Here is a 21,478-nt window from a genome sequence, read left to right as displayed (position 1 = left end):
GTGAGTTCTCTTCCGGGCCTGCTCGCCGCCCGCGACCCGGGCTGGACCGAGTGGGTCGACGTGATCGTCGTCGGCTCCGGCATCGCGGGCCTGACCGCGGCGTTGCGCCTGCGCGACCAGGTCGAGCGCATCGCAGTCGTCACCAAGGACGTCCTCGCCGCCGGCTCCACCCAGTGGGCACAGGGCGGCATCGCCGCTGCGCTCGGTCCCGAGGACACCCCCGAGCAGCACGAGGTCGACACCCTGGTCGCCGGTGCGGGCGCGTGCGACGCCGAGGCCGTGCGCGTGCTGGTCACCGAGGGGCCCGACGCGGTCCAGGAGCTGATCGACTGGGGCGCGAACTTCGACAAGGACCCGGAGGGCAACCTCTCGCTCACCCGGGAGGGCGGCCACCACCGCGACCGCATCGCCCACGCGAACGGCGATGCGACCGGTGCCGAGATCCAGCGCGCGCTCATCGGAGCGGTCAAACGGGCGCCGGAGATCCTCGTCTTCGAGCACGCCATGGTCGTCGACCTCGTCACCGCCGAGGACGGTGGCGTGGCCGGTCTGACGATCCACGTGATGGGGGAGGGCGACGCCGACGGCGTCGGCCTGGTCCGGGCGCGTGCCGTGGTCCTCGCCAGCGGCGGCCTCGGCCAGGTGTTCTCGCAGACCACCAACCCGGCCGTCTCGACCGCCGACGGCATGGCGATCGCCTTGCGCGCCGGTGCGCGTCTGCGCGACCTCGAGTTCGTGCAGTTCCACCCGACCGTGATGTACCTCGGGCCTGACTCGCGGGGGCAGCAGCCCCTCATCTCGGAGGCGGTCCGCGGCGAGGGCGCCGTCCTCGTCGACTGGGAGGGTCGGCGCTTCATGCAGGGCGTCCACGAGCTCGCCGACCTCGCCCCGCGCGACATCGTGTCCAAGGCGATCATGAAGCGGATGCTCGAGACCGGTCGGCCCCACATGTGGCTCGACGCCCGCCACCTCGGCCGGGACTTCTGGGAGCGGCGGTTCCCCACGATCCTCGCCTCCTGTGAGTCGCACGGCATCGACCCGGCCATCGACCTCATCCCGGTCGCGCCGGCCTGCCACTACGCCTCCGGCGGGGTCGCGACCGACCTGTGGGGCCGCTCGTCGGTCCCCGGGCTCTACGCGACCGGCGAGGTGGCCTGCTCCGGTGTCCACGGCGCCAACCGGCTCGCCTCCAACTCGCTGCTCGAGGGGCTCGTGTTCTCCCGCCGGATCGCGCAGGTCCTCCCCACGGAGCTGCGCCCGCTCAGCCAGCCGGTCGCGCAGTCGGGCTCGGTGGGGCTGGTCGCCGGCGACGTACGCAAGGAGATCCAGGAGATCATGACGGCGAGCGCCGGCGTGCTGCGCAGCGCCGAGGGCCTCTCACGCGCGATCGAGGCGCTCGCGAAGATCGCCGACACCCCGGCCGCCGCGATCGACCCGGACGCCTGGGAGACGACCAACCTGCTCACCATCTCCGCGGCGCTCGCCGAAGCCGCCCGCCGCCGCGAGGAGACCCGCGGCTCCCACTGGCGTGAGGACTTCCCCGACCGCGACGACGCCAGGTTCGCCGGCCACATCGACGTGGTCTTGACCGGGGCCGACGGCGACCGGTCCGCCGCCAGGTCCGACACCGTGTCCGTGACGTTCACCGCCGCACCCGCCACCGATGGAGGAGCCTCGTGACCATCCAGCGTGTCTCGTTCGACCGGCTGCCGGAGGAGCTCGTCGCCGAGTTGACCGCCGCGGGGCTCGACGCCGGGGCGGTGTACGACGCCGTCGAGCTCGCCCTCGACGAGGACCTCCCGCCGGCGTCCGCCGGCGAGATGCCGGCCGAGGACGTCACCTCCGCCGCGACGATCCCCGCGGAGGCGACCGGCGTCGGTGTCTTCGCGGCCCGTGAGGAGGGCGTCGTCGCCGGCCTCGGCGTCGCCGCCCTGGTCTTCTGCTACGTCATGGGCGACACCGTGACGATCACCGACCGCGTGCCCGACGGGACCCGCGTCCGTCCGGGAGACGTCGTCATGCGCGTCGCGGGTCCCACCCGCGGGCTTCTCACCGCCGAGCGCACGGCCCTCAACTACGCTTCCCACCTCTCCGGTGTCGCGACCGCGACGGCCCGCTGGGTGGCGGCCCTCGAGGGCACCGGCGCGAAGGTCCTCGACACGCGCAAGACCCTGCCGGGCTTCCGCGCGCTGGAGAAGTACGCCGTCCGCTGCGGTGGCGGCGTCAACCACCGCTCCTCGCTCGCCGACATGGCGCTGGTCAAGGACAACCACGTGGTGGCCGCCGGCGGCGTCGTCGCCGCCTACACAGCGGTCCGTGAGGCCTACCCCGATCTGCCGGTCGAGGTCGAGATCGACGACCTCGAGGGGCTCGAGGAGCTGCTCGACGCCGGCTGCGACCGCATCCTGCTCGACAACATGACGACCGCCCAGATGCGCGAGGCCGTCGCGGTGACGGCCGGCCGTGCCCTCCTCGAGGCGTCGGGTGGTCTCACCCTCGAGCGCGCCCGCGAGGTCGCCGAGACGGGCGTCGACTACATCTCGGTCGGTGCGCTCACACACTCGGTCAGGGTCTTCGACCTGGGTCTGGATCTCAGCGAGGGCTGAGGGATGCCCCTGCTCGCCGTCGACATCGGCAATAGCCACACCATCCTGGGCCTCGTCCAGGACGGTGCGGTGCTGGCCGACTGGCGGGTGATGACCGACGAGCGCCGCACCTCCGACGAGTGGCCGGTGCTGTTGCGTGGGCTCCTGGCCGACCGCTGGGACGAGGTCGACGGGATCGTCGTCTGTGCGACCGTGCCGGCGGTCCTGCACGAGTGGCGCGACATGCTCACCCGCCGGGCCGGCCAGATGCCGACCGTGCCCCAGGTGCCACACGTCATCGTCGAGCCTGGCGTGCGGACCGGGATGCCGATCCTGATGGACAACCCGCGTGAGGTCGGCACGGACCGGATCGCCAACGCCCTGGCTGCGGCGCGGCTGCATGGCGGGCCGGCCATCGTCGTCGACTTCGGCGGGACGGCGACGACCTTCGACGTCGTCTCCGCGGCCGGCCAGTTCGTCGGCGGTGCGATCGCGCCGGGGATCGAGGTGTCCCTCGAGGCGTTGGGTCGACGCGGGGCGCAGCTGCGCAAGGTGGAGCTCGCGCGTCCCCGGTCGGTGATCGCGAAGAACACCGTGGAGGCGTTGCAGTCCGGCATGGTCTTCGGCGTCGCGGCGCAGGTCGAGGGGATCGTCGCGCGGATGATCGCCGATCTCGACGTTTCCACCGAGTCGGTGAATGTGATCGCGACGGGATATCTGGCTCCGCTCGTGGTCGGCGAATGCACGTGTTTCACCGTGCATTCGCCGTGGTTGACGCTCCAGGGTCTCGAACTCGTCTTCCGGCGAAACAGCTGAGGCTTTTCCCAAAGAATTGGCCCATTATCTTGGTGGGCGTTTCCCGGCCGAGTCGTGGTGTGTCATGCTGGCGACGCTATTCCACGGAATTCGTCGGCCATTGGGTCGACCTTGGGACACGGAGGAAAGCCCGATGGCGCAGAAGGTGCAGATCATTCTCGAGGACGATCTCGACGGTTCGGAGGCGAGCGAGACCGTCTCGTTCTCGCTCGACGGGGTCAGCTACGAGATCGATCTCAACGACGCCAATGCCGCGAAGCTTCGTGACGCCCTCGGTGTCTACATCGGCCACGCGCGCAAGGTGACCGCGGCGCGGCGGAGCGCTGGGCGGCGTACGCCGTCTGCCGGCGGCCCCAGCGCGAAGGACGTCCGCGAGTGGGCGCGCGACAACGGTCACACCGTGCCCGACCGCGGTCGGATCCCGGCCGAGGTGCGCTCGGCGTACGACGCCGCTCACTGACCCACGCATCGACAGGCCCGGCGACCGGCTGCCCGGGCCTGTCGAGGCATGTCCGGGCCCTTGCCGCGCCGAGCGTGTTCGCTCTCAGCGCACGAGTGCGGGGTGGCTGGGCGGAACGCGTAGGCTGTCAGAGGGGTTGTACCCCTCGAGACCGTCGACCGGGTCACTGAGGATCCGTGCGGCGGTCGCCCCGCTAGTTTGAGGAGCGATGCGCATGTTCGAGCGGTTCACAGACCGAGCTCGCCGGGTGGTCGTGCTGGCCCAGGAAGAGGCCCGCATGCTCTCCCACAACTACATCGGCACGGAGCACATCCTGCTCGGGCTCATCCACGAGGGGGAGGGCGTGGCCGCCAAGGCGCTGGAGTCGCTCGACATCTCTCTCGAGGCGGTCCGCGCCCAGGTCGAGGAGATCATCGGCCAGGGTCAGCAGGCCCCGTCCGGTCACATCCCCTTCACACCCCGCGCCAAGAAGGTGCTCGAGCTGTCCCTGCGCGAGGCGCTGCAGCTCGGCCACTCCTACATCGGCACCGAGCACATCCTGCTCGGCCTGATCCGGGAGGGCGAGGGTGTCGCGGCCCAGGTGCTGCAGAAGCTGGGCGCCGACCTCAACCGGGTTCGCCAGCAGGTCATCCAGCTGCTCTCGGGCTTCCAGGGCAAGGAAGGTACGTCGCAGTCCGGCTCCGCCGCGACGTCGGGCAGCTCCTCGGAGACGCCGTCCAGCTCGCTGGTGCTCGACCAGTTCGGCCGCAACCTCACGCAGGACGCGCGGGAGGGCAAGCTGGACCCGATCATCGGTCGTGCTCAACAGATCGAGCGCGTGATGCAGGTGCTATCGCGGCGCACCAAGAACAACCCGGTCCTCATCGGAGAGCCGGGCGTCGGCAAGACGTCGATCGTCGAGGGCCTGGCGCAGGACATCGTCCGCGGCAACGTCCCCGAGACGCTCAAGGACAAGCAGATCTACACGCTCGACCTGGGCGCCCTGGTCGCGGGCTCGCGCTACCGCGGTGACTTCGAGGAGCGCCTCAAGAAGGTGCTCAAGGAGATCCGCACCCGCGGCGACATCGTGCTGTTCATCGACGAGATCCACACCCTCGTCGGCGCCGGCGCGGCCGAGGGCGCGATCGACGCGGCCTCGATCCTGAAGCCGATGCTGGCCCGCGGTGAGCTGCAGACCATCGGCGCGACCACCCTCGACGAATACCGCAAATACCTCGAGAAGGACGCCGCGCTCGAGCGCCGCTTCCAGCCGATCCAGGTGCCCGAGCCGTCGATCGCCGACACGATCGAGATGCTCAAGGGCATCCGCGACCGCTACGAGGCCCACCACCGCGTGACGATCACCGACGAGGCGCTCGTCTCGGCGGCGACCCTCGCGGACCGCTACATCTCCGACCGGTTCCTGCCCGACAAGGCCATCGACCTGATCGACGAGGCCGGTTCGAGGCTCCGGATCCGGCGGATGACGGCCCCGGCCGACCTGCGGGAGTACGACGAGCAGATCGCCGACGTGCGTCAGCGCAAGGAGGCCGCCATCGACGGCCAGGACTTCGAGGCGGCGGCCAAGCTTCGCGACGAGGAGAAGCAGCTCATCGCGAAGAAGGCCGAGCGCGAGAAGTCGTGGCGTGCCGGTGACATGGACGAGATCGCCGAGGTCGACGAGGAACTCATCGCCGAGGTGCTCGCCGTCGCGACCGGCATCCCGATCGTGAAGCTCTCCGAGGAGGAGTCGACCCGGCTGCTCAAGATGGAGGACGAGCTCCACAAGCGGGTCATCGGCCAGGACGAGGCGGTCAAGGCCCTCTCGCGCGCCATCCGGCGCACGCGTGCCGGTCTCAAGGACCCGAAGCGTCCGGGCGGTTCGTTCATCTTCGCCGGCCCCTCCGGTGTGGGGAAGACGTGGCTGTCCAAGACGCTCGCCGAGTTCCTCTTCGGTGACGAGGACGCGCTGATCCAGCTCGACATGTCGGAGTTCGGCGAGAAGCACACCGTTTCCCGTCTCTTCGGCTCGCCTCCGGGCTATGTCGGCTATGAGGAGGGCGGCCAGCTCACCGAGAAGGTGCGCCGCAAGCCGTTCTCGGTCGTGCTTTTCGACGAGGTCGAGAAGGCCCACCCCGATATCTTCAACAGCCTGCTGCAGATCCTTGAAGAGGGCCGGCTCACCGACTCTCAGGGCCGGGTCGTGGACTTCAAGAACACCGTCATCATCATGACGACCAACCTCGGCACCCGCGATATCGCCAAGTCGGTCAATCTGGGATTCCAGCAGGCCAGCGACGCGGCCGGTTCCTACGAGCGGATGAAGAACAAGGTGCAGGAGGAGCTCAAGCAGCACTTCCGGCCCGAGTTCCTCAACCGTGTCGACGAGGTCATCGTCTTCCCGCCGCTCTCGCAGGAGCAGATCATCTCGATGGTCGACAACATGATCTCGGGCGTGGAGTCGCGCCTCAAGGACCGCGACATGGGCATCGAGCTCACGCCGGCGGCGAAGAAGCTGCTCGCCGAGCGCGGCTTCGACCCGGTGCTGGGCGCCCGCCCGCTGCGTCGTACGGTCCAGCGCGAGATCGAGGACACCCTCGCCGAGAAGATGCTCTACGGCGAGGTCGGCCCCGGCGAGATCGTGCTCGTCGACGTGGACAGCGAGGGACCGTCGGCGTCCTTCACCTTCACCGGTCAGAAGCGCTCGACCATCCCCGACCTGCCGCCGTTCGAGACGGCCAACGTCGGTGAGGGCGAGGGCGACACCGGCTCGGGTGAGGGCCCCGTCGACCTCGGCAAGTCCGGCGACAACGACTGATCCGTCCCCTGGTCAGCCCCAGAGCGCCCCGGTCCGCAAGGGCCGGGGCGCTCGTCGTCTCCGGCGGCAGCTGGTCCGGGACCGTTCGGTCGGTTACTGACGAGTAGACCGACGCGTGTGTCCCGGACTACCCCGGCAGGGTGAACGTGTCCGGCCCGACCTGGACGGCCAGCCGGTCCTCGAGGAGGCCCGCCAGGGCCCGCTCGCGCTGGACGGGGTCCGGCCAGACGGCGTCGAGGGCGCTGCGGTGCACGGGGCCGGTGCTCTCGCGCAGGACGGCCAGGAGCCTGCCGCGACACTGCCGGTCCGTGCCGGCCCAGGCCTGCGGCCTCCGCACGGGTCCGTCGTACGCCGGCCGGCCGGCCGCCTGCCAGGCGCAGCGGTCGCCCACGGGGCAACGGGCGCAGCCCGGCTTGGCGGCGGTGCAGACCAGGGCGCCGAGCTCCATGACGGCGACCGACCAGGTGGCGGCCGTCTCGGGGTCCTCGGGGAGCACGGAGGCGCCGAGCTCACGCTCCGCCTTCGTGACCGACGGCGTGGGCAGCTCGGTCCCGCCGAGGACGCGGGCGAAGACCCGGCGGACGTTGGTGTCGAGCACGACGTGGCGCGCTCGGAACGCGAAGGCCGCGATGGCGGCCGCGGTGTAGTCCCCGACGCCGGGGAGCGCCCGGAGAGCGTCGTACGCGCTGGGGACCTCGCCGCCGTGGCGCTCGACGATCGCCTGGGCGGCGGCATGGAGGCGGAGCGCCCGGCGGGGATAGCCGAGCCGTCCCCACGCCCGGACCGCCTCGCCGCTCGGCTCGGCCGCGAGGGCTGCCGGCGTCGGCCAGCGCTCGAGCCACGCCTCGTGGACGGGCAGGACCCGCGCCACGGGTGTCTGCTGCAGCATGAACTCGCTCACCATCACCGACCAGGCGGACGCCGACGGCTCCCGCCAGGGCAGGTCGCGGGCGTGGTCGTCGTACCAGTCCAGGATGCGCTCGTGCAGGGTCGCCGGAGCCGTCATCGGACGGTCTGCTTCGCCCAGGGCAATGGGGTCTCTCCTTGACGGCGCGTTGACGAGGGCCGGTTGGGGTTACCAGTCAATCTAGTCGAGGGCCCTGCGGTCACAGCCGTCGCCTGGGTGCGGTCCACGCGGCACGAGAAGGTAACCTGCGCGTCGCCAGCAGTTTCGCTCGGGAGGGTAGATGAACGTCATCGAACGGTTCGCGTTCGACATGGAGGGCCACGACCTCCGGGTCCGCTACTCCATGACGAGAGCCGTCGAGATGACCGGGGTGCTGGCCTCGCCGTGGGGCCGCGACTTCCGGTTGCGCTTCCCGGTCGAGAAGTGCCCGGACCCGGAGTTCATGTACCAGTCGGTGGTGGACCTGCGTCAGGTCGTCGACCATCGTGAACCCGGCGACGGCAAGATCAACCTCCTGATCGAGAACATCAGCCCGACCGGCGAGACGATCGTGCGGAAGCTCGGTCGCGCTGCGGTGACCGAGCGGCCGATGCGGACGCTGGCGACCACGGTGAACGGTGCGTCGGTCCGGGTCGAGATCAGCCACCTCGGGAACATCCTGCTGGCAGTGGCGGACGAGTTGCCGCCGGCCCGGCTGGCGGTGCGGACGGTCGCCTTCCGCCCGCGCGGGACCGCCATCGAGGTCGGCCTGCGCGCCGAGGGCGACCGGGCGCTGTCGGAGGCGGCACTGGTGCTGACCGACCGGCGTACGGGCGTCAACGTGAGCGTGCCGATGACGATCACGGCGGACCACGTGGCGCTCCAAGGGGAGCAGGGCCGTCTCGTCTACCAGCTGTCCGCCACGGTCGACATGGCGACGGTGACCGAGCAGCTGCCCGCCGACAGCGAGTACATCCCGATCCACGCCTCGCTGGTCGACGACCAGGGCGAGGAACGGCGCCTCAACCTCCGGCTGCCGAGCGACGACCCGACGAGCTCGCTGCGGCCGATGACGGTGTTCACCCCCGAGCGAACCAGCCACTACGTCCCCTACCTCACCTTCAAGGGATCCCGGATCAGCCTGAAGGTCGACCACTTCGAGCCGGGCGCGTTCCAGGCGCTCCGGCGCGGGCTGCGGTGGGCGTGGCTGATGCCGGTCGCGCGGCGCTTCGCCGGCGTCTGGCTCGTCGGGGAGCTGCCCGACCGTGCTCAGGACAACGGTTATCACTTCTTCCGCTGGGTGCGGGAGAACCACCCGGACCGGCGCGCCTACTACGTCATCACCGCCGACTCGCCCGACCGGGAGCGGCTCGAGGCCTTGGGCAACGTAGTGGTCCGCGGCTCCCGAGAGCACGTGCGCTACTCGCTGCTGGCGACGCGTCTGGTCTCCACGCACCTGCCGCAGTATCTCCTGCCCAGCCCCGACCCGCAGTTGGTCCGTCACGCCAGCGGCATCCGCGTCTTCCTGCAGCACGGCATCATGGGGATGAAGAACATGGTGGCCAACTACGGCCGCCGCAGCTCCGACTTCCGCTGCGACGTGTTCCACGTGAGCTCCGCGCGCGAGCGGGAGATGATCATCAACGACTTCGGCTACCAGCCCAGCCAGGTCCGCGTGACGGGCCTGCCGCGCTTCGACCGCCTGCTGTCCCCGGGTGGTGACCCACACGGCATCCTCATCATCCCGACCTGGCGCGAGTGGCTGCTGCGGCCGGAGTTCTTCGTCGAGAGCGAGTTCCTGGAGCGCTGGCGCGACCTGCTGCACGACGAGCGGATCAAGCGGCTGCTGAACGCCGGCGAGCGGATCACGTTCATGCTGCACCCGAACCTCGCCCACCACACCGCCCTCTTCGAGGCCCCCGACGGCGTGACCGTGCTCCGGCAGGGTGAGCGGGGCGTCCAGGACCTGATGCGGGAGCATCGGGCGCTGATCACCGACTACTCCTCGGTCGGGTTCGACTTCGCGCTGCAGGGACGGCCGGTCTACTACTTCCAGTTCGACCGCGACCGGTTCCTCGGCAAGCACCCGTCCCACCTCGACCCGGTCTCGGACCTTCCCGGCTACGTGACCGCGTTCGCGGACGATCTGCTCGCCGAGGTGGAGCGCGGCTGGCAGGCCGGCTTCCCGATGCCCGAGGAGAACGCGCGTGGGATCCAGCGCTGGGTCGATCATCAGGACCGGGAGAACTGCGCCCGGGTCTATGACTCGGTGAAGGACTCCGGGGGCCTGCGCGCGCTCGCGGCGCGCGTGCGTGCCTCCGAGGCGTCCGGCCGGCTCTACACGCGGTTCCGCAAGAGTGCGGCCTACCAGCCGGCCATGCGCGCGCTGATGGCGGTCGCGCGCGCGACGCCGCGCTCTCGGACGGTCGTCTTCGAGAGCGGGAACGGACACCAGTACGCCGGCAACCCGCGCGCCATCTATGAGGAGCTCGTCCGGCGCGGGACTCGGCTGCGCACGGTCTGGTCGTCGACCAGCACCTTCCGGCCAGCCGACCTCTCCACCCGCAAGGTGGAGCCGCGCACCCCGCGGTACTACTGGGAGCTCGGTCGGGCGCGCTACTGGGTCTCCGACCAGAATCTCGGCGTCGACGTCCGCCCGAGCAAGCGCACGTTCTATCTGCAGAGCTGGCACGGAACGCCGCTCAAGCGGATGCAGCACGATGCGCTCAGCCAGGAGGGCCGCCTGCCCGGCTATCTGGAGCGGATGACGCGGCAGTCCGGCTACTGGAGTGCGCTGCTCTCGCCGAGCCCGTACGCCAGCGAGCGCTTCCGCTCCGCGTTCCGGTTCACCGGCGAGGTGCTGGAGCTCGGCTACCCGCGCAACGACGTCCTGGTCGGTGCCGATCTCGCAGAGCGGCGTACGGCGACGCGGGCGCGTCTCGGCGTGGCCGAGGACGCGCGGGTGGTGTTGTTCGCCCCGACGTTCCGCGACAATGCCCGGCAGGGCAACAGGTACGTCTTCCGACCGGGTCTGGACTACCACCAGCTCGCGGCGCAGCTGCCCGACGACATGGTCTTCCTGGTCCGCGCCCACCATGTCTCAGGACGGAGCGCGCTCGTCCCGGAAGAGCTACGCCACCGCATCGTGGATGTCACCGGCTACGAGGACGCGCAGGACCTGATGGCGGCCGCGGACGCGCTGATCACCGACTACTCCTCGACGATGTTCGACTTCGCGCTGACCAAGCGTCCGCTGCTCTTCTACTGCCCGGACCTGGAGGAGTACGGCACCCAGGTGCGCGGCTTCTACTTCGACTTCGAGAAGGAGGCGCCCGGCCCCATCCTGCGCTCGCAGGAGGAGCTGGTGGGCGCGCTGCACGACCTCGAGGGCCTGCGGCAGACGTACGCCGCCAAGACGGATGCCTTCGTCGAGCGGTTCGGGCCGCTGGACGACGGCGGCTCCGCCGCGCGGGTGGTCGACGATCTGCTCGGCCGTTGACCGCACGGGCGCTCCGCGGTCGCCAGATTGCGCTCGACGAGATCTGGCCGTCTCGGCGTAGCCGTCCGGGCGTCCCCATAAGATCCCTGCCTGTGTCGCGCATATGAGGCGCGATCTCCCGCCAACGAGGATTGCTCCTGATGAACCCATCCCAGACCCCGGCGGTGCTCGTGGGCGCGCTCACCCGTCATCTCGCCGACCGGCCGCGCATCGCCGCCACGCCCCGATCCCACGGCGCCGCCGTCACCGGCGGCGCGCGAGGCCATCGGTGGGAGATCGACATCGTTGTGGGTCTCGGGGAACTCGTCATCTCAGTGACGGGCGAAAGTCCCGAGTGCCGGCGCGCGCTGCGCAACGCGTTGATCGGCAAGGCCACGCTCCTGGCGGATCTGTCCGAACGTCACGTCCTGGCGCGCATGGAGATACGTAGGAACCCGCGGCGCCGCGAGGTCCTGGAGGGTGCCGCTCTCGCCGCCCGCTGGGCGCGGTGGCTCAACCGCGCCGTCCGATCCACGCCCATCGGCGACGAGAAGGCGCCGGCACTCACGAGGGATGAGACCGCGGTCTACTGGTGGGATGAGCGCGCGAACTTCGGCGATGCGATCGGCCCGTGGCTCGTGCAGCGGATCTCGGGGGCGCAACCCGTCAACGCGCGCCGTCGGCGCCGCGTGAAGCCGGCGCTGTATGCCGTGGGCTCCATCATCGGCTACGTCGACCGGAACAATGTCGATGTCTGGGGTGCAGGTCTGATGGCACCGCTGGAGGGGGAGACACTCGAGAGGCTGCGCAAGCGCAGCGATGTGCGTGTGCATGCGGTGCGGGGAGAGTGCACCCGCCTGGAACTCATGAGAGAACTCGGCTGGGATGTTCCCGAGGTCTATGGCGACCCGGGGCTCCTGCTGCCTCGCTTCTACACGCCGACGCCCGCCTCGGTGCCGGCGGGCGTCGCCGTAGTCCCGCACTACGTCCACAAGAGGTACTTTCCCGACGAGGGCCCACCATGTGTCGACATCGTCGACGTCGCGGAGAACCTGGAGCGCGTGATCGACCGGATCGCGGGCGCGCAAGCGTGCGTGGCGACGTCGCTCCACGGGGCGATCATCGCTCAGGCCTACGGGGTGCCGTGGCTGTGGCTGCGGGTCGAGGATCATCCGCTCGCCGGTGACACGTTCAAGTTCGCGGACTTCTTCTCGACTCTCGACTCGCGGGTCGCGTCACGCGACGTCGCCTCCGCCGATATCGCCGCGCTCGACCTCGCGGCCATGGGCGCCGCGGCCACGCTGCCGGAGCTTCAGATCTCCCTCGACGCGCTCCACGAGGCGTTTCCGGTGCCGGTCGGCCCGCAAGCGGGTCAGCCGTTCGAGCCGCCGCTCCTGCCGCGCCGTCGCCCACGTCTGGTCACTGCTGCCCGGAGCCTCGGGACTCGGACTCCCGCAGTGCCGGCGAAGTCCTCGGCCGCCGATCCTGCACCTGCGGGCGCAAGAGTCTCGAGCGCCGATATTGACACGTTGGTGTCGGCGGTCCGGGAGACCACCGCGTCGGTCAAGGCGATGCACGCCGAGCTCAAGAAGCAGCGCAAGATGATCGACTCACTCAGGCTGTCGGCCTCGGCCGAGACGATGACCGAGGTGCAGGAGTTCGTCAACACGCGTCAGCTCACGATGCTCGAAACGCTCCGTCGGCTAGCCACCACCGACTGCTCGCTGGCAAGGTTCGGCGACGGCGAGTTTCGGCTCATGCTCCGACCGGACTTCGATCTGGCGTTCCAGCGCAACAGCCCGGAACTCCAGCGCGAGCTGCTCGATGTCTTCCGGAGCGCTGATGAGCCGGGCCTTGAGATCGGTTTCCCACAGGTTTTCCGTGACCCGCACTGGACCGGCGTGTGGTCCGAGCTATGGCCGCAACTTCGCTTGCGCACGCCTGAGCGCGGCACCTTCCTCAACAGTCACGTGACCCGCCCAGCGGCCTTCATCTTCCTGCGTGACGACGCCGTCACGCTGTGGCAGAAGGTGTGGGCGGGCAAGCGTGTCGCCCTGATCGCCGGCTCGGGCTCCCGGGCCGACGTCGACTCCACGTTGTACTCCTCGGCGGCTTCCGTCACGCTCATCGAATCGAAGGCGACTCACGCCTACTCCGACATCGACCGCGTGGTGGATGTGGTGACGTCTGGCGACGCCTATGACGTCGCGCTCATCGCGCTCGGGCCCGCCGCAACGGTGCTCGCCCGGAGGTTGCACCGCGCCGGGATTCGAGCGCTGGACGTAGGCCACCTCAGCGCCAGCTACGACCACGTGTACGCCGGTAGGCAGCGCCCTGAGGACAATCCGATCTCCCGCACTTCGTGACGACCGGTCGCGGGAGCGCCCCATCATGAAGGGTAGGAGATCACGCACCGTGGGGGCTGGCGTGCCCCGGATGTCTGGATCAGGAACCAGTGAGAGCGATGACTGAAGACGCGAGTGCAGACAAGGCGTCGGCGACGTGGGACCAGTTCGGTCCCGAGTACGACCAGCCCAGCTACTACGGCCCGGTGAAGACGTACGCCATCGCGTCGATGCCCCGATCTGGCAGCCACATGCTCGGACACATGCTCTGGTCGACAGGGTCGTTGGGGTCGCCACTGGAGTACATCCACCCGAAGCATCTGGCGACGTGGCAACGACTGCTCGGCACGGCCTCGCCCGCAGACACGATTCGCGAGGTCAAGTCCAAGCGCACGTCTGCCAATGGATGGTTCGGGTTCAAGGCTCATTGGCCACACTTCGACCGAACGCGCCACGACGATGAGCTGATGTCCGAGCTCGATGTCCAGTCGTGGATCCGCATCACGAGAAGAGACGTCGTTTCGCAAGCGGTGTCGCTCGTGATCGCTCGGCAGACGAAGGCGTGGATCAGCTTCCATGAGGCTTCCGGCGAGCCGGTTTACGACTTCGAGTCGATTCAGGGAGCCGTCGATGACCTGACGAAGCAGGAAGAGGCCTGGGACGCCTATTTCCGGGAATCGGGGATCGACCCGCTGGTGGTCGTCTACGAAGACATGCTTGCCGATCAGCCAGGTGTTGTCGCGGCGGTTGCGCGCGCTCTCGGCGTGCGCGTGCCGGATTCGATTCCACCATCTCGCACGGAGCGGCAGGCCACTTCCCTCAATCGTGAATGGCGGGAACGCTACCTGTCGGAGCAAGAAGGATGACGCGCCGCGCCGCGGATCAGATCACGCGCCGGCGACAGAGGCCGCTGATCAGTGGGTGCGCGAGGGGCGTCGGAGCATGTCGCGGAGCCAGACCGGCTCCACGAGCGGCCTGGTGACCAGCCTTACGGGAGCGGAGGGAAGCATCAGCGCGAGGGCCGTCGCGCCGAGCACCAGCGCGATCAGCTCTGGTGCGTTCGCCGCATGCGGCAACAGGTTCAGCGCGAGCAGAACCCGCCGGATCACTACGTGCAACAGGCAGACATAGAGCGTGAATGCCCCCAGGTGGGTGATCGGCAGCCGCCGGCGCGGCACGATCGCGATACACGCCAGTGCTAGCACGATGCCCACGGCGATGGTGAGGAACCGGGCCCAGACACCCTCGAGCCCGCCCATGCCGAGCGCATGGTAGTCGTCGCGCCCCAGCTGGAGCTTGCGGTTCATCGTGTCGGCGAACAGCGCGCAGTAGACCAGGGCGGTGACCAGGAGAGCCGCGCCGAAGATCCGGATGCTGCGACGGTCCAGCCAGTCGCGGAGGTGGTCGCCGTACGTCGCTCCGACCATGAAGGCCGGGAAGAAGCACAGCGGGACAACGACAGCGGTTCACCGATCGCGGGCACGAAGCCGGCGAGCAGGGTGACCAGCACAGCGGCGGCGACGCCGTACGCGTTGCTGCGGAACCACGGGGCGAGCAGGCGCCACAGGAACAGCGAGACCAGGAACCAGAGGGCGAACGCGGGCGTGGCGTACTGCCACGGAGTGCCGTTGCCGTCCCAGCGGCCGAGCACGATGGCGATCGACTGGAACACCACGTAGGGCACCAGCACTTGCCAGGTCATCTTGGCGAGCCCGGTGAAGGACGCCGTCAGTCGTTGCGCGGTCCAGCCCGCAGCCAACGCGAACATCGGGATATGGAACAGGTAGACGAAGGTGGAGATGGTGTCGGCTGTCGGGTTGATGCCCTTGCTCGACCCGATCGCATGCCCGACCACGACGAGGACGATCGCCAGCAGCCTGATGTTGTCCAGCCACGGATCGCGGCTACGACGGCCGAGGGCAGGGCGGGCGGGATGAGCGTTCGCCGGTCGTCGAGATGGCGCTTTAGAACTCGAGCCCGCGACAGCTGACCAGAGGCTTGGAAGTCGACGCGGCCATGCCGTCGCAGATCTCCGGGGCGAGCGACCGCGAGAAGCTCGCCGTCAGGTGACCGTCGTCGGCGTACGCGATCGTCCGGCCCACGACGGGGTTGCACAGGGAGTCGTCACAGAACACGTTCGTCATGTTGACGACCTGGACCCCCTGCACACTGGCTGCTGCCTGCGCCGCGGGATCGGGCTCGACGGCACGTGTTCGCGGGACGCGGCACTGCTCCCAGTCCAGGTTGTGCGCCGCGATGCAATCCGGCACCGAGTTCACCATGAACGGCGTGTCGCGTACGACGACCACGCCGGCGCCCGAAGCCTGGAACTTCCGGAGGGCGTCGCGATAGCCGTTGCGGGCGGCGGCGACCTTCTGCGCGGGTGGCACGCCCCTGATGTCCGCCTCGGTGCGGTTCGACATCACGACCATGTCGTAGTGGCCCTGAGCGACAGCCTTGATCTGCCACCGTGCGACGCGTTGGCAGTCTCCGGCGACGCTCACCCGATAGACCGGCAGGTCCACCGTGTAGCACACGGTGGTGAGGTACGTGGTGACCTGCGCGTCCGGGTTCTTCCGAAGGATGCGCTGCAGCGCCGGCACCCAGTGCGAGGCATGCGAGTTGCCGACCAGGGCGATGCGGACCTTGGGATCCTTCGCCCCGAACTGACAGGTGATCTGGGTGTCGTACGGCGGCGTGTTCCGGCACCTCTTGCGATAGACGAACGGCAGGTCGTTCTTCGCGGCGACCGGGTCGGTGAGGACGCTCTGGCCGATGTCGCCGCACTGCGCAGGGTGCCGGGCCGTGCCCGCGCCGTAGCAGATGCCGAGCTCCTTCTGCGCCTGTGCGGACTGCCGGTTGATGTCGGAGAGGCTGGTTCCCGACGAGGCGATGGTGGGCACGGCCACGGCTGCGACAAGGCCGACGCAGACGGCGAGCACGGCGAAGTTGGCCGGCAGCCGACGTAGGAGCGCAGGGCTGAACCGGACCGGATCCTCCAGGAGCCGCTTGGTGATCGCGGCGAGCAGCAGGGTCAGGCAGCCGAGCAGGATCTTCTCGGGCCAGGCGAGCGCATGACCCAGCACGAACGGCGTGATGACCAGCATCGGCCAGTGCCACAGATAGATCAGGTAGGAGACGTCGCCGAGCCATTGCACCGGACGGAGCGCCAGCAACCGCCCCGGGCCCCAGGAGACATCGTCGGCGTCGGCGGCGATCACGACGGCCGCGCCCAGCACCGGCAACAGGGCCGCCCAGCCCGGGAACTCGGTCGCTGGGGTGAAGACCACGCAGGCCCAGCCGATCATGCCGAGCCCGACCCACGCGGTGGCGGCCCGCAGCGCAGGAGGAGGGGACCAGGGGACGCCGCGCACGACGAGGGAGGCGAGCATCCCGCCGACGGCCAGCTCCCAGAAGCGGGCGGTGGAGACGAAGTACGCAGGCGCAGGGTCGGTCGCTGTCAGGTGGACGCAGTAGGCCAGCGAGCAGACGGTCACCGCCAGAGTGACGGCCAGCGGCAGCCACCTCGCCAGGGCACGCTTGCGGCTGCTCACGAAGGCGATCGCTCCGAAGAGCAGCGGCCAGACCAGGTAGAACTGCTCCTCGACCGACAGCGACCAGTAGTGCTGCACCGGCGTGTGGGCCTCGGCCGCGGCCAGGTAGTCGGTCGAGGCCCAGGCGAGGTACCAGTTCTCGACGTACAGGGCGGCCGACAGGACCTCCTCGGCGATGCGCCGGAGCATGGTGTCGGGTGCCCAGGCGATCGAGGCGACCAGCGTGACCGCCAACACCAGACAGGCCGACGGCAGCAGGCGCCGGATCCGGCGCGCCCAGAAGCCCAACAGATCACGCCCCGTGGCGATCGGTCGGCGCAGCAGGTGGGTGGTGATCAGGAATCCCGAGATCACCAGGAAGACGTCAACGCCGACGTAACCGCCGGTCAGCCGGCGCGGCCAGAAGTGGTAGAGCACGACCGCGCTGACCGCGATTGCGCGCAGCCCCTGGATGTCGGTACGGGTCGGGGACGACGGACGGGCGGTGCGCGCCGGCCGTTCGGAGGCAACTCCCGTTGCGGTCATCGGGTTCCGCGCAGGCGCTTCCGCCATGCCTCCGGAACCGCGCGTCGCAGCGACGTGGGCACCTTCTGCGTCCAGTGGGGGCGAGCGCTCGGCGTCTCGACCGCTGCCGCGGTCACCTGCGGCGTCGACGTGCGTGCGGGTGGGTTCGTGGCGGCGCCGGCCGACGCAGCGTTCGTCTGATTGCGACCCGCCATCCGGTGGGGAAGCGGGCGAGCCCTGGTCTGTGGGCCGGCGAAGAGGTCCTGCTCCGCGAATGACTCGATGGTGCCGGCCGCGTAGCCCTGAGCGGTCAGCGTCTCGAGGAACGTGGCGAAGTCCTGGAGCGAGCCCTCGACCCAACGGTTCGGGTGGACCTGGAGCACGAAGCTGCGGCCCACGTCGCGGAAGTGCTGGCTCCTCGCGAGCGCCTGCTCCAGCGCGAACCGCCGCGGAGCACCCGGCTTGGACTCACCCGCGAATGGCTCGCACGTCACGAACAGCTCGTGGTGGAGGTTCACCTTCCCGGGGACGTACGGCGTATAGAACGAGTATGTGATCTCGGGGAACTGCTGCAACGCGACGACGGTGTTGTGGTCGGTCCAGTTGAACGGCGCCCCGAAGGCGTTCATGCGCGCTCCGCACAGCGCCTCGACGCGGTCCTGGGTCTTGCGGATCGCCAGCGCCTGCGCCTCGGCGGAGGCGCCCTTGAACTCCGACGTGCCGGCGTCGCGGTCCCCGAGATGGGTGAAGCCGTGGTTCCAGATGTGCAGGGTCGGCTGGGCCAGCAGCCAGGAGAGCATCTCCTTGGCCTCCGCGGGTTTGGGGTGGTCGTCGTCGCCGCCCTTCTGCGTCCATCCGCCCATGATCCCGACGTTCGCGTGGATCCCCTTTTCCGCGCAGAACTCCAGAAAGGCACGCCAGCGCGGCGACAGCGCGCCGACACGGAGGTCGTCCGCCTTGATCAACACCTGAGGCATGCCTCGATCGGCCCTCTCTTCACTGACCATCGACCCAGAACCGCTTCCAGACGCTCGTATCGATACCGAACGCCGTCGTGAGGCTTTGAGCCTCGTCGTGCAGCGAGTCTCGGATCATGTCCTCTTCCTCAGCCGTCAGCGCGAACCTGTCCGCGCCGTGGTCGGCGCGCCGGACGTTCTGGGGAGGCAGCGCCTCCACGCCGTCCGGCACCTTCACGCCGAGGAAGCCGAAGATCTCCTCGACCACGCTGACCTGGTTGCGGACGAAGTGCTCGAACGTCTGCAGGTACATCTGCTCGGGGCCGAAGATGCTGGCGAACGCGCCCGCCTGGGTGAAGTACTGGCTGAAAGAGATCGCCTTCTGGAGCTCGCGCCGCCGCGCCTGGTCGGTGAGGTCGATCTCCTCGCGGGCGATGCGGTGGGCCAGCTGCGACTCGATCCTGGCCACCGGGTCACGCATGAGGTAGATGAAGCGCGCGCTCGGGTCGAACCGGCTGATCTTGTAGGCCGAGTCCTTCGTGTCGGGGTGACGGGAGTACTGCACCGTTCCCTCGAGGAGGACCTTCGTCCGCGGCTTGATGTCGAAGTTCGCGTGGTAGTCATCCCATTCGCCGAAGGCCGAGTTCGTGAAGTACTTGAGCTCCTTGGGCTTCGACGCAGCGATCGCTGGGTGCTTGCGCAGCAGCTTGAACATGGTCCACGTGCCGCACTTCATCCCCCCGATCAGGAAGGCGTGGGTGAGGACGCGGTCCTCCTCGCTGGGCGCGGCGATGCTCTGCACGGCCTGGCTCCTCCCGGCGGTCGGTGGTGGGCTGACCGCGGCAAGAGTACCGGCGGTCCGCCGCCTCGTGAAAAGGTGGGCTGCACGGCTCGTCGTCGGCTGCTCGGTGTGGCGCCTCGGATCGATGCCTGGGCGGTTGGCGTTCTGAGAGTGCGTGTATCGCGAGGTGGCTGAGCGCCGGACTACCGGACGTGGTTCTTGACCAGCGCCGCCAGGTCGGGGCCGAGATACGGAGCCAGGGTCTGGTTGAACGTCGCGGTCATGTGAGAGCCGTCGAAGTACGCGATGACCCCGCCCACGAGCCCGTGGCAGACGTCGCCGTCACAGATGCGGTCGGTGAAGTCGAGCGCGTGCAGCCAGGGACTGTGCAGTCGCCTGACCACTGGGATCGACGGGTCCGGCGGGAGCCACTCGGCGACCGGCGCCGAGCAGGCGTCGAGGTCGTCGGAGTGCTCGGCGACGCAGTCCGGCACGTTGATCCCCGTACCGACCGGGGCCGGGGTATCGCGCAACACCACGGTAGGCACCTTCGCCTCGGTGAACTGCCGGAGCGTGCGCTGGTAGCCCTTTCGGTAGGCCGGGAGACTGTCGTGGAGCGACGATGCACCCCACGTGGTCACGGATATCCGGTTGGAGATGACGAGAAGATCAGGGTGCGTCTTGACGATCGTCCGGGTGGTGTTCTGCACCCAACGCTGACAGCTCTGCGCGTCCGCGTGGGTGTCGAAGGTCTGCTCGACGTCGGAGAGCGCGCACCGCGAGGCGAGGTAGGTCGTGACCCGCCAGTGGCGCTGCTTCGCGACCTTCTCCAACGCGGGCAGCCAGTGGCCGGCGTGCGAATTCCCCGTGAGGGCGACGTGCACCGACCCATGGGGGTCGCCGAACTCGCAGGTGATCGACGGGAAGTCGGGAACGTAGGACCAGCAGTCCTTGCCGTGGGATACCTCGGGATAGGCGTTCGACTTGTCCTTAGCTGCGAGGGCCGGGGTCGGGATCGGGGCTCCCTTCGGCGTCGTGCAATGGTGCGCAGGGTCGTTGAATCCCGCGCCCAGGCAAGGGTCGTCGGAGAGGAGGGCTGCCGCCAGCTGGTGCTTGTTGATCGCTTCGAGGTGGTGGACCTGGCTGATCACGCTGGTGCTGAGCCCCACGACGACGGCCATGCCCAGCGCGCCGATGGCGTACGTCGGGATCAGGCGCCTGTTCCACGCGGCCGTTCGGAAGGTGTCCTCGACCCATCGCTTGGTCACCGCGGCGAGAAGCAGGGACACCACCAGGATGACGACCGCGTCCGCCCGTGTCCGACCGTGGTGCAGCATCGCCGGGATGAGGACAATCAGCGGCCAGTGCCACAGATAGACGGAGTACGAGACGTCTCCGAGCCACTGCACCGGCCGGACGCCGAGGCCGATCAATGGTGAGAACCCGCCTGTCGGAGCGTCGGCGAGGATGACCAGCGCTGCCGCCGCCACCGGTACGCCGGCCTCCCACCCGGGGAAGGGGGTGTTGCCGGTGTAGATCAGGCTTACGGCGAGAATCCCGAGGAGGCCGCACCAGGCGAGGACGATCCGGACCCGAGCGGCGAGTCCGGACAGGATGCCGGTGCTGCTCGCCAGCGCCAACAGGCCGCCGGCGCCCAGCTCCCACACGCGGGTCGGCGTGACGAAGTACGCCGCCGGGGGATTCGTGGCGGTCTCGTGGATCGACCAGGCGAAGGAGGCCATGACAACCGCGCCGAGGCCGATCGCGAACCAGGTCTTCGTGCCCTGCCGGGTGAGCACTGCCAGCAGGCCGAGCAGCAGGATGAGAACGGGCCAAACCAGGTAGAACTGCTCCTCGACGGAGAGCGACCAGAAGTGCTGGACCGGGGTCGGCGCGGACTCGGCGGCGAGATAGTCGACCGCGTCGTGGGCGAGCCGCCAGTTCACGAAGTAGAGAGCCGCCGCCTTCGACTGCTGTGCCGTCGACTCCCACTGGGTATCGGGAAGGATCGCCCGGGAGGCGATCAGCGTCGCCGTCAGGACCGTCAGCGAGGCGGGCAGCAGGCGTCGGATCCGGCGCCCCCAGAAGGCGAGGAGATCCCGCGGTGCCCGAGGCGGCCTCGCGATCAGGTGCGAGGTGATCAGAAAGCCCGAGATGACGAAGAAGACGTCGACGCCGACGAAGCCGCCGCTCAGTCGCGCTGGCGCGAGGTGGTAGATCACGACGAGCGACACCGCGACCGCACGGAGTCCCTGGATGTCGACACGAGTTCCTTTGGTGCTCAAGGGCACGTGGGACATGCGGAGAGACTCCTGG

At 69.2% G+C, this 21,478-nt stretch carries 15 protein-coding genes; 8 read left to right on the top strand and 7 right to left on the bottom strand.

The genetic code is table 11. The features are described from left to right. The 5 genes from AB3X52_RS01465 to AB3X52_RS01445 all read left to right on the top strand — a co-directional run bounded on the left by AB3X52_RS01465 (position 1) and on the right by AB3X52_RS01445 (position 6,658). Positions 1 to 1,680: an L-aspartate oxidase gene (locus AB3X52_RS01465; RefSeq protein ID WP_367990921.1), complete on the top strand. Its 1,680-nt coding sequence runs from the start codon at positions 1 to 3 to the stop codon at positions 1,678 to 1,680. Further along, positions 1,677 to 2,606 carry a carboxylating nicotinate-nucleotide diphosphorylase gene (nadC, locus tag AB3X52_RS01460; protein WP_367990920.1) on the top strand — a complete coding sequence of 310 codons (930 nt, stop codon included), beginning with the start codon at positions 1,677 to 1,679 and terminating at the stop codon, positions 2,604 to 2,606. The genes AB3X52_RS01465 and nadC overlap by 4 nt, the downstream gene beginning before the upstream one ends. A gap of 3 nt (positions 2,607 to 2,609) precedes the next feature. Then, complete coding sequence (locus tag AB3X52_RS01455; protein WP_367990919.1) at positions 2,610 to 3,401, top strand: type III pantothenate kinase; 792 nt, start codon at positions 2,610 to 2,612, stop codon at positions 3,399 to 3,401. Positions 3,402 to 3,534: 133 nt separating this feature from the next. After that, entirely contained in the window at positions 3,535 to 3,861 is a 327-nt protein-coding gene (locus tag AB3X52_RS01450; RefSeq protein ID WP_367990918.1) for a histone-like nucleoid-structuring protein Lsr2, read from the top strand. A gap of 214 nt (positions 3,862 to 4,075) precedes the next feature. Next, entirely contained in the window at positions 4,076 to 6,658 is a 2,583-nt protein-coding gene (locus AB3X52_RS01445) for an ATP-dependent Clp protease ATP-binding subunit (RefSeq protein WP_367990917.1), read from the top strand. 127 nt (positions 6,659 to 6,785) lie between these two features. Here the strand turns inward: AB3X52_RS01445 and AB3X52_RS01440 are convergent, their stop codons facing one another. After that, positions 6,786 to 7,664 carry an HhH-GPD family protein gene (locus AB3X52_RS01440; protein WP_367990916.1) on the bottom strand — a complete coding sequence of 293 codons (879 nt, stop codon included), beginning with the start codon at positions 7,662 to 7,664 and terminating at the stop codon, positions 6,786 to 6,788. A 181-nt stretch (positions 7,665 to 7,845) separates the two neighbouring features. On the opposite strand from AB3X52_RS01440, the gene AB3X52_RS01435 reads away from it, so the two are divergent. The 3 genes from AB3X52_RS01435 (at position 7,846) to AB3X52_RS01425 (ending at position 14,233) form a co-directional block, all read left to right on the top strand. After that, complete coding sequence (locus AB3X52_RS01435; RefSeq protein ID WP_367990915.1) at positions 7,846 to 11,043, top strand: CDP-glycerol glycerophosphotransferase family protein; 3,198 nt, start codon at positions 7,846 to 7,848, stop codon at positions 11,041 to 11,043. A gap of 140 nt (positions 11,044 to 11,183) precedes the next feature. Beyond that, positions 11,184 to 13,388: a GT-D fold domain-containing glycosyltransferase gene (locus AB3X52_RS01430; RefSeq protein WP_367990914.1), complete on the top strand. Its 2,205-nt coding sequence runs from the start codon at positions 11,184 to 11,186 to the stop codon at positions 13,386 to 13,388. A gap of 98 nt (positions 13,389 to 13,486) precedes the next feature. Continuing rightward, positions 13,487 to 14,233 carry a Stf0 family sulfotransferase gene (locus AB3X52_RS01425; protein ID WP_367990913.1) on the top strand — a complete coding sequence of 249 codons (747 nt, stop codon included), beginning with the start codon at positions 13,487 to 13,489 and terminating at the stop codon, positions 14,231 to 14,233. Positions 14,234 to 14,281: 48 nt separating this feature from the next. Here AB3X52_RS01425 and AB3X52_RS01420 read toward each other — a convergent pair whose 3' ends face one another. The 6 genes from AB3X52_RS01420 to AB3X52_RS01395 form a co-directional block, all read right to left on the bottom strand. After that, positions 14,282 to 14,674: a hypothetical protein gene (locus AB3X52_RS01420; protein WP_367990912.1), complete on the bottom strand. Its 393-nt coding sequence runs from the start codon at positions 14,672 to 14,674 to the stop codon at positions 14,282 to 14,284. Continuing rightward, positions 14,671 to 15,258: an acyltransferase family protein gene (locus tag AB3X52_RS01415; protein ID WP_367991028.1), complete on the bottom strand. Its 588-nt coding sequence runs from the start codon at positions 15,256 to 15,258 to the stop codon at positions 14,671 to 14,673. The genes AB3X52_RS01420 and AB3X52_RS01415 overlap by 4 nt, the downstream gene beginning before the upstream one ends. Positions 15,259 to 15,331: 73 nt before the next feature. Beyond that, positions 15,332 to 17,446 (bottom strand): acyltransferase family protein, encoded by a 2,115-nt coding sequence (locus AB3X52_RS01410; protein WP_367990911.1) that lies wholly within the window; start codon positions 17,444 to 17,446, stop codon positions 15,332 to 15,334. After that, the gene (locus tag AB3X52_RS01405; RefSeq protein WP_367990910.1) at positions 17,443 to 18,402 is read right to left on the bottom strand and encodes a DUF2334 domain-containing protein; all 960 of its coding nucleotides are present in this window, start codon (positions 18,400 to 18,402) and stop codon (positions 17,443 to 17,445) included. Before AB3X52_RS01405 ends, AB3X52_RS01410 begins: the two co-directional genes overlap by 4 nt. Positions 18,403 to 18,421: 19 nt before the next feature. Next, a complete protein-coding gene (locus AB3X52_RS01400) occupies positions 18,422 to 19,183 on the bottom strand; it encodes a sulfotransferase domain-containing protein (RefSeq protein ID WP_367990909.1) in 762 nt (253 codons plus the stop codon). A gap of 182 nt (positions 19,184 to 19,365) precedes the next feature. Then, positions 19,366 to 21,462 carry an acyltransferase family protein gene (locus AB3X52_RS01395; RefSeq protein WP_367990908.1) on the bottom strand — a complete coding sequence of 699 codons (2,097 nt, stop codon included), beginning with the start codon at positions 21,460 to 21,462 and terminating at the stop codon, positions 19,366 to 19,368. Positions 21,463 to 21,478 lie beyond the last annotated feature (16 nt).

This window comes from Nocardioides eburneus (assembly GCF_040838215.1).
GTDB classification, from domain to species: domain Bacteria; phylum Actinomycetota; class Actinomycetes; order Propionibacteriales; family Nocardioidaceae; genus Nocardioides; species Nocardioides eburneus.
This window is presented reverse-complemented; position numbering and strand designations above follow the sequence as displayed.

What these genes read in the sequence shown, in the direction of transcription:
- AB3X52_RS01430 (WP_367990914.1), top strand. Translation starts at nt 11,184, where the DNA reads ATGAACCCATCCCAGACCCCGGCGGTGCTCGTGGGCGCGCTCACCCGT.
- AB3X52_RS01410 (WP_367990911.1), bottom strand. Translation starts at nt 17,446, where the DNA reads ATGACCGCAACGGGAGTTGCCTCCGAACGGCCGGCGCGCACCGCCCGT.
- AB3X52_RS01395 (WP_367990908.1), bottom strand. Translation starts at nt 21,462, where the DNA reads ATGTCCCACGTGCCCTTGAGCACCAAAGGAACTCGTGTCGACATCCAG.
- AB3X52_RS01435 (WP_367990915.1), top strand. Translation starts at nt 7,846, where the DNA reads ATGAACGTCATCGAACGGTTCGCGTTCGACATGGAGGGCCACGACCTC.
- AB3X52_RS01425 (WP_367990913.1), top strand. Translation starts at nt 13,487, where the DNA reads ATGACTGAAGACGCGAGTGCAGACAAGGCGTCGGCGACGTGGGACCAG.
- AB3X52_RS01450 (WP_367990918.1), top strand. Translation starts at nt 3,535, where the DNA reads ATGGCGCAGAAGGTGCAGATCATTCTCGAGGACGATCTCGACGGTTCG.
- AB3X52_RS01440 (WP_367990916.1), bottom strand. Translation starts at nt 7,664, where the DNA reads ATGACGGCTCCGGCGACCCTGCACGAGCGCATCCTGGACTGGTACGAC.
- AB3X52_RS01445 (WP_367990917.1), top strand. Translation starts at nt 4,076, where the DNA reads ATGTTCGAGCGGTTCACAGACCGAGCTCGCCGGGTGGTCGTGCTGGCC.
- AB3X52_RS01405 (WP_367990910.1), bottom strand. Translation starts at nt 18,402, where the DNA reads ATGCCTCAGGTGTTGATCAAGGCGGACGACCTCCGTGTCGGCGCGCTG.
- AB3X52_RS01455 (WP_367990919.1), top strand. Translation starts at nt 2,610, where the DNA reads ATGCCCCTGCTCGCCGTCGACATCGGCAATAGCCACACCATCCTGGGC.
- AB3X52_RS01420 (WP_367990912.1), bottom strand. Translation starts at nt 14,674, where the DNA reads ATGAACCGCAAGCTCCAGCTGGGGCGCGACGACTACCATGCGCTCGGC.